Below are 12,766 nucleotides of genomic sequence, written 5' to 3'. Positions count from 1 at the left end.
GAAATGGTTTTTTCTATTTATTTTATTTGTTTTTCACCAATACCCAACCGGTGAATTTAATGGCAGTGTTCTTTTTATCATTTTCATTCCATGTGATAGAATACCAGTATGTTCCTGTAGGCACTCTTCTTCCTCCCTGGGTACCATCCCATTTATAGCCATTGGATCTGTCTGCCTGGAATATTTTGTTTCCATAACGATCAAAGACATTCATGATCAGATTTTGTTTATTGGCCAGGGCTGAGTAATCAATCACATCATTGATTCCATCTGCATTAGGAGTTATCACGTTGATCAAATTAGGGACAACAATTCCGATTTCTATCGGATCACAGTCATAAGCATCTTTTACATAGACCTTATGATCTCCCCTTGAAAGATTATTGAAAACATTGGAATCCTGCCAGATGATATTATCTATTGAATATCTATAAGCCGGAGTTCCTCCTATTACAGATACTGTGATGGTATTATTCGAGATATCAATACCTGAAACAACCGGCTGTTCCGAAGGAAGTACTTTTACAGTTTGTGTGGTAACACATTCTCCCGTTTTAAGTTTTACCCAATATACTCCTATTCCTGCTTTGATCGTTTGTGTAGTAGCTCCTGTGCTCCACTCATAACTTTTAAATCCGGGCCCTGCATCCAGCGTGGTCTGGTCTTCTGCACAAATAGTCACATCTTTAAGTTTATCAGAATAGACAGGCGGAATAACGACTAAAGTAACCTTCGCCACATTATAACATCCCTGAGCATTAGAAACTCTTATATATACAAATCCATTAGGGGCAATATAATTATTGGCATTCAGAATTTCATTGGTCTGATTAAGGGCATCCGTTAGTGAAGGATAGTATTTTTTTGTAGGATTGGTTTGTCCGGTTACTGAAGCATTGACAAGATTGAAAGAAGCTATGGATGGGCTGGCTTCAATGAAGCATGATCTCAAAGTTGTTTCATTCACGACTACAACAGGATAAAATTTCAGCGTAATCTGTGCTACTGCAGTACAACCAAATTCTGAGATCACCTTTACATAGATAATTCCTTCTGCGGACACAAATGCCATTGGGGTCGTAATCTCATTGGTTCCGGCATTGAGATCTGCCATTGTAGGATAGTATTTTTTAGTAACATTTGGGGTTCCGATAACGTCCGCTGTGGTTAAATCAAATAAAGCAGTCCCTGCATTATTGTTGTTGCATTCGGTCAAAATTGCATTTTTGGCTGTAATAGAACCATTTTTAAATTTAAATGTTCCAACCTGTTTACATTTATTAAGCGGATTAGATGCATTGGCCGGATCGGTATAATTGATGCTGTAATAATAGACAGTTGTTGTATTGACTGTAATAGGAGCTGTAATAGGATTATTCCCTGTTAAGGCATCATTCTGACTCAGATGATAACTTACCCCAAAATTTTGATTTCCGTTGAGAATTCCGGAGGATAAGGTAGAAAAATCAAACAAAGCTGTAGCAGAGCATATTACAACCTCTCTTGGGTCTGCAGGATTTGCCGCCGGGATGCCCGGAGGAATAAATGGCTGAGTCTGAATATTTGGATCGGTAAATGGTGAAGCCAGTGTGGCAGTTCCTCCCCACGTTAAAGAAAACGGTGCTGTAGTAGAACTGGTGCTGCTCACCCAGTTATCGATAAACAAATAATAAGTCTGTCCCGGCAAAACATCAAGATATCTGCAATAAGGAGTTAAAGAACCTCCTGCAGCACTTAAAAGCGTACTTGTCATATTTAATCCTGTAGCGGGACCTGGGCCAATAACGGTTGCCGCGTTACAACGTATAGGTGATCCCAAACTTCCACAGTTTACATTGGGACCAAAAATTGCCCAGTCGTAATCAGCATCCGGATTATTAGGAACCAGATCGAAGGTAAGCGTTCCTCCTGTAGCGATGGTAATTTTATACCAGATCGAATTGTGCTCTCCGGTAAAGTCTATGCAGCTTCCTGAGTTGACCAGCTCTTTTATATTACCATATCCTGTAGGACTATACGTGATATTTGAATTTCCACAAACAGAAAGTGCAGTGGCACAATCAGCCTGAGCATAGAAAGTATGAGAGAGACATATAAGTATGAAAAGTAGAAGTTTTCTCATAGATTATTGTTTTTATGGTTACATCAGTTATACATCGTATTGATAATCAACACACATCAAATATAACTTAATTTTAATTAAAAACAATAAAATCCAAATAATTTTAAACTATTATAAATTAAAACTTGAAATAATTTAAAATTATACACCTTATATCATATTAAACAACAGAATACTCAAACATTACATTTATTTTATACTGGTAATATTTCCACAGAGATTTTCCAGATGAAATATTTTATGGAAAGGGCTTTTTACTTCTTTCAGATGTTCCTTATCCTGAATGAAGGTATATCTTGAGGCAATAGAATTCATATCGGAAACAATCACCAGCCAGCATTCATCTACTGAGGTGTCATAATAAGGGAATTTTTCGTTCTTCTTTTCAATAAGTTCCAGAATCTTTTCGGAGCACAGTTCATCAAACAGATTCATGCTGTACTCATGGGTGATAAATACATTTCTGCGATGGAAAGATTTCCTGAGGCTTTTTACGCAGCCTACAGGCTTATTTTTTTTAATGCTTTTATAAATACTGATAATGTTTTCCTGCTGTACTTCCAGGTTATCAAATTTGGTTGCCGGATGGAATTCTAAAAAATAAACACCACGATATTTCGTAGTGTCTTCCTGTTCTAATATTATTTCTGCCTGACGGAACATTTTATTCAAAGTGCTTTCCACTTTTTTCATTTCCAGATGATTGATCACTTCGGTCAGTTCTATTCCGATTTTTTTGTCGTTTAATTTGGCGATAAAGTCCGGACTCTCGCAGGTAAGGTTTTCAAATTTCACCTCGGGGAAATGATGCATAAAAGAGTTGAGAAGAAGAATCTCGGATTTCTTTCTGTACTTTTCACGGTCATGCAGCGGAGATTCATCTATGGTACGGTGATACTTTTCCATTGGCTTTTTTTTCAAATGCCGATTAAGGTAGTATAAGCTAAGATTCTTGATCAGATCTTCTTCAGAAAACGTCTTTTTCATGTGTGATTTTTTTATTTAATTAAAGAACACATGCAGCCAATGGCTTTCATCATTAAAAGTTTTTGATAATCAAAAATTTACACTCTTAAAGGTAAGTAAAAAAACAATTCAATACGTAGTTTTTTTATTAATTTATCGATTAATTAATGTAAAGTTTATTTTCATAATTAATACCTTTGTCTTTTTAAACACAAACCCACATTTATGGATTTTAGGAATTTCAAAATACCCTACACGATCAATCCTCAATATTCAAAAAAAGCCGTTTATTTCTCAATGGAATTTGCTCTTGAGCAGGTACTGAAAATATATTCAGGAGGACTTGGCTTTCTGGCAGGATCTCACATGAGAAGTGCTTATAATCTTAAGCAGGATCTTATTGGAATCGGTATCCTATGGAAATTTGGTTATTATGACCAGGCAAGAAACCACGATCAGACTTTACAACCTGTATGGACGAGAAAGATGTACAGTTTTCTTGAAGACACCGGAATAAAATTCCAAATTGAAATCCATAGTGCTCCGGTTTGGGTAAAAGTTTGGTACCTTGATCCTGAAATTTTCAATACGGCACCCATGTTTTTCCTTTCTACAGATGTTCCGGAAAATGATCATGTTTCCAAAACAATCTGTCACAAGCTGTATGATGCGAATGAATCTACAAAACTTGCTCAATATATTTTATTGGGGAAAGGAGGAGCCAAGCTACTGGATGAAATGAACATTGAGAGGGAGGTTTACCATCTTAATGAAGCCCATGGACTTCCTGCAGCCTTTTATCTTCTGAGAAAATATAACGGAGATCTTGATAAAGTTAAAGAAAAACTGGTTTTCACCACTCACACTCCTGAAGAAGCTGGTAATGAAAAGCACAGCTTCAGATTATGTTATGACATGTCCTATTTTTCGGGATACAGCATGGAAGAAGTGAAAAATATTGAAGGATCTGATGATGACCGTTTCAATCACTCTCTTTGTGCATTAAGAATGGCAAGAATGGCCAATGGAGTTTCCCAGCTTCATGGAGTAGTTTCCAGAGCAATGTGGAATAAATATCCAGGAATCTGTGAAATCACTTCTATTACCAATGCTCAGGAATTCAAATATTGGTCTGATAAACCTTTATACAATGCAAAAGATGAAAATGATGCTACTGTTTTCGATTTCCGAAAAAAATATCTGAAGAAAAAACTTTTCAGTATTGTTGCAGATCAGACAGGAAATTTATTTAATCCTAATATATTTACCATGGTCTGGGCCAGAAGATTTGCAGGTTACAAGAGAGCGGAACTTCTTTTACATGACAGGGAAAGATTCTACAGACTTCTGAACCATCCAAAATATCCGGTACAGATTATCTGGGCAGGAAAACCTTACCCAATGGACTACTCTGCTATTTCTACGTTCAACACGCTGGTAGAAGAAAGTAAAAACCATAAAAATATGGCTGTTCTTACGGGGTATGAACTTTCTTTAAGTAAGTCTTTAAAACAGGGTTCTGATGTATGGCTTAATAATCCAAGAGTTCCAAGGGAAGCTTCCGGAACTTCCGGTATGACGGCTGCCATGAACGGCTCTGTTAATTTATCAACAGATGACGGCTGGATTCCGGAATTTGCCAAACATGGAGAAAACTCTTTCGTTGTGCCTAAAGCAGATTATCAGAATATGAGCATTTATGAACAGGATAATTATGATTTAAATACATTGTATGAAATCCTTGAAAACGAAATTCTTCCCACCTATTATGACCGCCCTGATGAATGGAGAAAAATTCAGTATAATGCAATGAATGATGTGAAAGATCATTTCAACAGCGACAGGATGGCGGATGAATACTACAGAATCCTCTATAATAATCAAAAATAGAATTAATGAGCAATGTCTTGAACACACCTGAATCCGGTATGTTCAAGACTTGTATCAGGACTGCTTTTCATACGCCGTGCCACCCTGTATCCACTGCAGTAGCTATCATTGCATAAAAAGCTTCCTCCACGAAGGCTTCGTTTTACACTATAAGGTTCCTGAGGGTCATAAGACTCGTCAGCGCCCTGAGGATTTAAAACCAGTCTGCCTTCCAGTTTTTTATAGTAATCATAATTGTATAAATCGCTGCACCATTCCCAAACGTTTCCAGCCATATCATACAGACCATATCCATTGGCTTTAAATGATTGTACAGGGGCAAGTGTAAGATATCCGTCTTTCTTTTCATTAAGGTAGGGAAACTTTCCTTCCCAGCTGTTTGCTTTAGGAATCCCTTTATTGATGGGTTCATTGCCCCAAGGATAGATATTATTTTTTAATCCACCCCTTGCTGCAAATTCCCATTCTGCTTCTGTGGGCAAACGTTTACCGGACCATTTACAATATGCCTGCGCATCATCCCAGCTTATATTCACTACAGGATAGTTATCTTTTCCTTCAATACTGCTGGCCGGCCCTTGCGGATGTTTCCAGTTGGCCCCTTTTACCCATTTCCACCATTGGCTGAAATCATTCAGATTCACAGGCTTGCTTGTGGGTTTAAATACTAATGAAGCAGCTACCAACAGACTATCCGGAGGTTTCGGAGTACCCTTGGGCAGATTTTTTTTTAATTCGTTCCAATCTGGTTTACGTTCTGCCGTTGTGATATAGCCTGTAGCATTTACAAATTTACGGAACTGTGCGTTCGTCACTTCTGTTACATCCATATAAAACGGAGAAACCTTTACTCTATGTTTAGGGTATTCGTCTGGGTCGGCCTGACTGTTATCACCTCCCATATCAAATTCTCCTCCAGGGATTAATACCATTCCTTCCAGAGAAATTTTTCCATTAAAACTGACATGAGAGGAATCCGGGGTATTCAATCGCTGCGGTACATTCATGCAAGTGTGTCCCGGCTTATTTCCTGCAGGTTCTACGGTTTTATTTTTATTACAGGAAAAAGCCGTGCTTAATACACCTAAATAAATCATCACCTTTATAAAAGAAAACATCATCTTTATCTGAATATTTACAGTTTTTATGATTTCGGTTTACTGTATCTCCATCCTTTTTTCAACTGTAGTGAAAGCTGATTGACTATTTTTTTAGAAGGAACTTCTTCCGCAATATTTATATTTTCATCAGGATCATTTTTATGATCATAAAGTTCTCTGGCGAGATAAGCTCCGGGCTTTTCTGTCTCTTTATTCCATTCAAACCATTCCACGTAACGGTATCTGTCTGTCCTGATGGCATACCCCATTCTTTCTACATTTTGCGCTTCTTTGGATTTCACCCCATATCTTCCCAATAAAAACTGGCTGTAGGCTGCTGTCTTCCAGGTATGGGCAGGATCAGTAAGCAGAGGTTTCATACTGGTTCCCTGAAGATAATCTGGAATCTTTATTCCGCTCATATCACATAAAGTAGGATAAATATCTACGAACTCTGTCAGGGCATTGCTTGATTTTCCTTTTGCCTTCACTCCTGCTCCACTGATAATAAGCGGCACTCTGGTATCAATCTCATAGTTACTCTGCTTACACCAGCTGTTATGTTCACCCAGTTTCCAGCCATGGTCTCCCCACAATACAATAATGGTATTTTCACTCAGTCCTAATTCATCCAGGGCTTTTAACAGCCTGCCTATCTGAGCATCTGTATAAGAGACAGATGCATAGTATGCATGGAGAATTTCTCTTTGTTTTTCAACATCATAAGGTTTTTCCGATGGCAGAGGCAGGTCTGACCTGTCCGTATAGCCTCTTAGTTCAGCATCACCATGTACAGCAAATTCAGGAGCATTTTCAGGCATGAATTGATTTTTCGCAAGAGGTATATCATTTCTGTTATACAGATCCCAGTATTTTTTAGGAGCGTTAAATGGTAAATGCGGACGATAATAACCTACTGAAAAAAAGAAAGGCTGATCTTTTCCTTTTAATTCTTTCAGCTTTTGAATAGCCATGGTGGTTTGCGCTCCATCATAATAAGCATCATCATCTACATCTGCCATTTCCACAGAGTTGGCCTTTGTATAGATAAATCCATAAACATCCGGCTTGCCTTTTCCCATTTTCTGCAGGGCAAGCTCCTTTTGTTTCTGAATCGTCTTATTTTTCTCCAGCTGATATACGGCGTCCGGATCAAATGGATATCCGTTTACATGAAGTTCTTCATTCCAGGATTTATCATCAGGTAAAGTGTTATGAAAGGTTTTTCCAATTCCTACTGTATAATAGCCGTTATTTTTAAAGATCTGCGGAAGGGCTACTATATCCGGCAGATTTTTCCTGAAATCTGTCTGAAGATCCCATACACGAACAGAATCAGGTCTCAAACCAGTAAGAAGGCTGGCTCTTGAAGGATTACACACAGCCTGCTGACAATATGCCCTTTTAAAGACAACTCCTCTGGCCGCAAGTTTATCCATATTGGGGGTTTTTATAACTGTATTTCCATAAGAGCCCATTTCAGGTCTTAAATCATCAATCGGGATAAATAAAATATTGGGCCTGGTCTGCTTTATCCCGGATCTTATATTTTTTTTAGGTTTAGGATTTTCTTTATGAAAATTTTCACCTCTTACCGCTATGCAATTACAAATCGATATAATGAGTACTATTTTTAAAAAATTGAAATTCTTCATCAGATATAGATTTTCTTTTTATTGATAAGATTTAGCTGTGAACAGCTTATTTTTCACTTCTTTCCATCCTTTTTTACGCTGCTCAGAAAGCTTTTCAAGAATGTCTTTATTTTCAGGATACACGGCAATATTGAAATTTTCTTTCGGATCCGAAGTGGTATTATAAAGTTCCTGTGCCACAAGTTCTCCAGGCTTTTGGTTTGTCTTATCCCAATAGTACCATTCTATCAGGTGATAATTTTTAGTCACCATTGAATATCCCATATAATTTTTCTTATTAAGATCTATTCCTTCTCCGGCAGGACGTAAGAACTGACTGAATACTGCTCCTTTCCATTCTACACTATTTTCATTCAGAAGTTTTTTAAAGCTTACGCCTTGCAGATAAGCAGGCGTTTCTATTCCTGCGAGATCACAGAGGGTAGGATAAAGATCTACCATCTCTACCAGTTCATTGCTTTTACTTCCCGGATTTTTCATTCCAGGTGCATATACAATAAGAGGAACACGGGTATCATTTAAATAATTAGTCTGCTTTCCCCAGGCGTTATGCTCCCCCAGTTTCCAGCCATGGTCGCCCCATAATACAATAATGGTATTGTCCATTAGTTTTTGTTTTTCAAGCTCATCTACAAGTCTTCCGATACAGGCATCAACATAACTTACAGAAGCATAATACCCATGTTTGAGCATTCTGGCCTCCTTTTCAGGCATCCGGAAGTAGGCAGGATGTTTTACATATTCCAGGTCATAGCAAGCAGTCATCTCTCTTTGGTTATACATGGCCATACTTGGTGCATTGAACGGAATAAAATTGTTATCCGCCATCGGTATTTGCATAGGATCATAAAGATCCCAGTACTTTTTAGGAGCTACAAAGGGTAAATGCGGTCTGAAATACCCCAATGCCAGGAAGAAAGGTTTCTTTTTATTTTTAATACGGTTGATGGTCTGAATGGCAAGGGATGTCTGTGCTCCATCATATAGTGAATCATCAGGGCAGTTTGCCACTTCTACAGAACGTCCGTATGCCCAGCCGTTACCATATCTTTTAGGATCTTTGGCTAATCTTTCCAATCTTTTGGCAGCAAGCTCAGCTTTAAATTCACCACTGAAATAAAAAGATTCAGGATCTCTGTCTATCATATTCTTAACGGCATATCCTTCAGGACGGAGATCCGGTTCACGAAAAGAGATAGAATCAGGCATATGATTATGAAAAATCTTTCCGATGGATACTGTATGATAATTGAATTTTTCAAATTGCTGGGGAATTGTTACAATATCAGGATGTATTTTACGAAATTCTTCTCCCAACACCCACACTTTGGTGGAATCCGGTCTTAAACCTGTTAAGGCACTTGCTCTGGAAGGAGCACAAACAGCCACCTGGCAATAGGCATTTGTGAATGTAGTTCCTCTTCCGGCAAGCTTATCAATATTAGGGGTCTTAATAAATGGATTACCATACACTCCCAGTTCCGGTCTCAGGTCATCAACGACAATAAAAATTACATTGGGTTTGGATTTTTTTTGCGATTGTCCTGTAATGATAGTAAATGGTAAAATCAACAGAAGAATGACTATTGATTTTAAAGTACAATTTCCGAACATATCAATTAGTTTTTAATAATCAGCCTTGCGGGAACCGACATCCTATCATGGTAGAAAAGAAAAGGTTCCCCAAGGCTGTTTGTAGATCAATTAATACCGGATAAAGACCAACTTTACCCACCCATAAAACATTAGGGATTCTTTCTCATCATTTGTGTTTTATATTTGAAATAAGATTATAATGAATTATGAATGATGTGAAATTGCAACAAAAACGAATAAACTCATATAAAGTGAACTACATCATACATACATCAGTTACGCAACACGCATATTTACAACATGTTAAAATACATAACACTATCACAATACAGGAAAAATTGCATGTAATAAGAAACAAATCGCCCAGTTTTTTGAGCACTTTGGTCCCTTTTTTTCCTTTTTATTACCCGGAATAGATAGAATACAAAATATTATATAAAAAAATCCAGAAAGAAAACTTTCTGGATTTATAAGTTATTTACCTTTTTTTTTCGATGGTACTTTCATACCTTTTTCACGTGCTTCAGAAATACCGATGGCTACGGCCTGTTTTCTGCTTGTCACTTTCTTTCCGGAAGAAGACTTCAATTTTCCTTCCTTGAATTCGTGCATTACTTTTCCTACTTTGTCCTGAGCTTTTTCTGAATATTTTGTTTTGCTCATGATCAGATTTTTTAAGATTTTGGCAGGGATACCCCTAATTCATAGACACAGGCATGTTTCAAATATTTTGAACGCTCTCTCGATGTTACCGATTCAAAATGATCATTTTTGATCACAATAATCGGGTCTTCTGCATTTTCAATCTCAAAATTGGCTAAATATCTCTCATCTGGTGGAGATTGTTGCAGTTTTGCTTTTATTTTCTGCAGCTCATCTGCATATTTTCTAAATCCCGGATCTGAGGAATGGATAAATTTATACTCATCGCCTGCATACACATAGTAATGAATTTTTTTCTCTATCAACCCCGCCTCATCAGTAATTTCGGGATTATCATTCCCGTCTCTAAATACTACTTCTACCAATGTTCCTCCTTTTTTATGAGCACATTCTTCAGCGTCATTAAAACTGGAAAAACCTGTATAGACAATCTGGTCTTTTAATACATAACGGTTCAGTTTCTGGTTGTATGCATTCGTTTCCATAATTATTATTTGATTTGATTATAAGTATTGATATTCAATTTTTTTGCCAAAAAGCTTATTTGAAAAGCTTTTTTATACATTTAATAAAATTATTATCTTTGAAATCCATTAGTACTAGAAATGAAAAAATTACTCTTAACTCTTACTGTTGCGGCGGTATTCCAAAATTTGTCAGCACAGCAAATCACTTTAGATAAAATATATTCAGGATATTACCGCGGAAAAGGCATTGCGGGAATCTCTTCCATGAAAAACGGAGAGAACTATCTTGTGATTGAATCCTCAGGAATTGCAAAATATTCTTATAAAACTTCTCAGAAGGAAGGAAATGTTGTAGACGGAAAATTCGAAAGCTATATTTTTTCTGATGACGAATCTAAAATTCTTTTACAGACAGGAAGCCAGCCTATTTACAGACATTCTTTTCTAGGCAAATTTGATGTAAAAGATTTGAAATCCGGGAAAGTAATAAGTCTGAATGAAGGAAAACCTGTTCAGGAACCTACATTTTCACCAGATGCTACCAAAGTGGCTTTTATTTCCGACAATAATCTTTTCTATCAGGACCTTAGCTCAGGAAAAATCATACAGATTACTACCGATGGTAAAAAGAATTCTATCCTGAATGGTTTGGCAGACTGGGTATATGAGGAAGAATTCGGGCATGCAAGACAATACGAATGGACAAAAAATTCTGATGCCATCGTATTTGTGAAGTCTGACGAAAGCCAGGTTCCGGAGATCTACATTCCTATTTACGGGAAAAACCTTTATCCGGCTGAAATGCGCTATAAATATCCTAAAGCAGGCGAAAAAAACTCAGTTGTTTCAGCACAGCTATACCGTCTTGACAATGGAAAAACAACGCAGCTGAACTTAGGTTCTTTCAAAAACTACTATATTCCGAATGTATTCCAGACCGCAAAAGCAGATGAAATTGTTTTAATTACTTCTGAAAGGATTCAGAATGCATCAGATATCTTAAAAGTAAATACCAAAACAGGTGCAGTTCAGAAATTATTTACTGAAACAGATGAAAAATGGGTAGATACCGATGGCCCTACTCTTGAATTCCTTGAGGATGATTCATTCCTTTGGGCTTCTGAGAGAGATGGAAACCGCCATCTTTATTGGTATGACAAAGATGGAAAACTAAAAAAACAAATTACTAAAGGAAACTGGGAGGTAACCGATTATTATGGGTTTAATCCAAAGTCCAAAGAAATTTATGTTCAGACTACTGAAAAAGGAAGCATCAATAAGGTAATTTCCAAAGTAAATATTGAAAACGGAAAAACCCAGCTGATCTCCAATGCAGAAGGAAATAACTCTGCAAACTTCAGCAAAAACTATAATTATTTCATCGAAACGTCTTCTACAGCAGCAAAACCTTATACATACGTTTTAAAAGACGGTAACGGGAAAGCAGTAAAAGAGCTTCAGAACAACAATGATCAGTTACAGAAACTAAAGGCTGATAATTTTGTTGAAAAGGAATTCATCACGATTCCAAACGCTGTAGGCGATCAGATGAATGCCTGGATCATGAAGCCTAAAAACTTTGATCCGAACAAGAAATATCCTTTATTTATGTTCCAGTATTCCGGGCCTGGATCTCAGCAGGTAGCCAACTCATGGGATAACGGAAACGCCATGTGGTTCAATCACCTTGTACAAAAAGGATATATTGTCGCTTGTGTAGACGGACGTGGAACAGGTTACAAAGGAGCAAAATACAAAAAGGTTACCTATATGAATTTAGGAAAATATGAGATCGAAGATCAGATCACTGCAGCTAAGTGGTTCGGAAACCAATCTTATATTGACAAAAGCAGAATCGGAATGTTCGGATGGAGCTTCGGGGGTTATATGACCAGTTTAGCAATGACTAAAGGAGCTGATGTTTTCAAAGTGGGAATTGCTGTAGCACCGGTAACCAACTGGAGATATTATGACTCTGTGTACACAGAAAGATTTATGAGAACACCTCAGGAAAATCCTGATGGATATGATAAAAATTCTCCTACGGAATACGCTAACTTATTAAAAGGCAAATTCTTATTAATCCACGGAACGGCTGATGACAACGTTCACTTCCAGAATTCTATGGAGTTTTCAGAAGCTTTGATTCAAAACAAAAAACAGTTTGATTTCATGGCTTATCCTGATAAAAACCACGGAATCTATGGTGGACAGACAAGACCTCAGTTATACCAGAAAATGACGGATTTCATCCTGAATAATCTATAATATTCAATTTATAACTCATAAAAAATCCCTTTCAGAAAT

At 37.2% G+C, this 12,766-nt stretch carries 9 protein-coding genes; 2 read left to right on the top strand and 7 right to left on the bottom strand.

The genetic code is table 11. The annotated features are described in order from the left end of the window. Positions 1-22: 22 nt before the first annotated feature. On the bottom strand, positions 23-2,122 hold the full coding sequence (locus tag DDF69_RS10220; protein WP_114820712.1) for a T9SS type B sorting domain-containing protein: 2,100 nt from the start codon (positions 2,120-2,122) through the stop codon (positions 23-25). Positions 2,123-2,311: 189 nt separating this feature from the next. Beyond that, positions 2,312-3,109: a hypothetical protein gene (locus DDF69_RS10215; RefSeq protein WP_114820711.1), complete on the bottom strand. Its 798-nt coding sequence runs from the start codon at positions 3,107-3,109 to the stop codon at positions 2,312-2,314. Positions 3,110-3,313: 204 nt separating this feature from the next. Between DDF69_RS10215 and glgP the strand changes: the two genes are divergently transcribed. Beyond that, positions 3,314-4,978, top strand: a complete 1,665-nt coding sequence (gene glgP / locus DDF69_RS10210) for an alpha-glucan family phosphorylase (protein WP_114820710.1) — start codon at positions 3,314-3,316, stop codon at positions 4,976-4,978. Between the two features lie 2 nt (positions 4,979-4,980). Here glgP and DDF69_RS10205 read toward each other — a convergent pair whose 3' ends face one another. The 5 genes from DDF69_RS10205 to DDF69_RS10185 all read right to left on the bottom strand — a co-directional run bounded on the left by DDF69_RS10205 (position 4,981) and on the right by DDF69_RS10185 (position 10,477). Then, on the bottom strand, positions 4,981-6,099 hold the full coding sequence (locus tag DDF69_RS10205; protein ID WP_114820709.1) for a formylglycine-generating enzyme family protein: 1,119 nt from the start codon (positions 6,097-6,099) through the stop codon (positions 4,981-4,983). Positions 6,100-6,122: 23 nt separating this feature from the next. Then, positions 6,123-7,733, bottom strand: coding sequence for a sulfatase (locus DDF69_RS10200; protein ID WP_114820708.1), 1,611 nt, complete (start codon positions 7,731-7,733; stop codon positions 6,123-6,125). 18 nt (positions 7,734-7,751) lie between these two features. Then, positions 7,752-9,347 carry a sulfatase gene (locus DDF69_RS10195; RefSeq protein ID WP_114820707.1) on the bottom strand — a complete coding sequence of 532 codons (1,596 nt, stop codon included), beginning with the start codon at positions 9,345-9,347 and terminating at the stop codon, positions 7,752-7,754. A 456-nt stretch (positions 9,348-9,803) separates the two neighbouring features. Then, positions 9,804-9,992, bottom strand: a complete 189-nt coding sequence (locus DDF69_RS10190; RefSeq protein WP_110009528.1) for a DUF6496 domain-containing protein — start codon at positions 9,990-9,992, stop codon at positions 9,804-9,806. 11 nt (positions 9,993-10,003) lie between these two features. Beyond that, entirely contained in the window at positions 10,004-10,477 is a 474-nt protein-coding gene (locus tag DDF69_RS10185; RefSeq protein WP_114820706.1) for a hypothetical protein, read from the bottom strand. Positions 10,478-10,597: 120 nt separating this feature from the next. Between DDF69_RS10185 and DDF69_RS10180 the strand changes: the two genes are divergently transcribed. Next, positions 10,598-12,727, top strand: coding sequence for a S9 family peptidase (locus DDF69_RS10180; protein WP_114820705.1), 2,130 nt, complete (start codon positions 10,598-10,600; stop codon positions 12,725-12,727). Positions 12,728-12,766 lie beyond the last annotated feature (39 nt).

This window comes from Chryseobacterium sp. KLBC 52 (genome assembly GCF_003347605.1).
Classification (GTDB): Bacteria; Bacteroidota; Bacteroidia; order Flavobacteriales; family Weeksellaceae; genus Chryseobacterium.
This window is presented reverse-complemented; position numbering and strand designations above follow the sequence as displayed.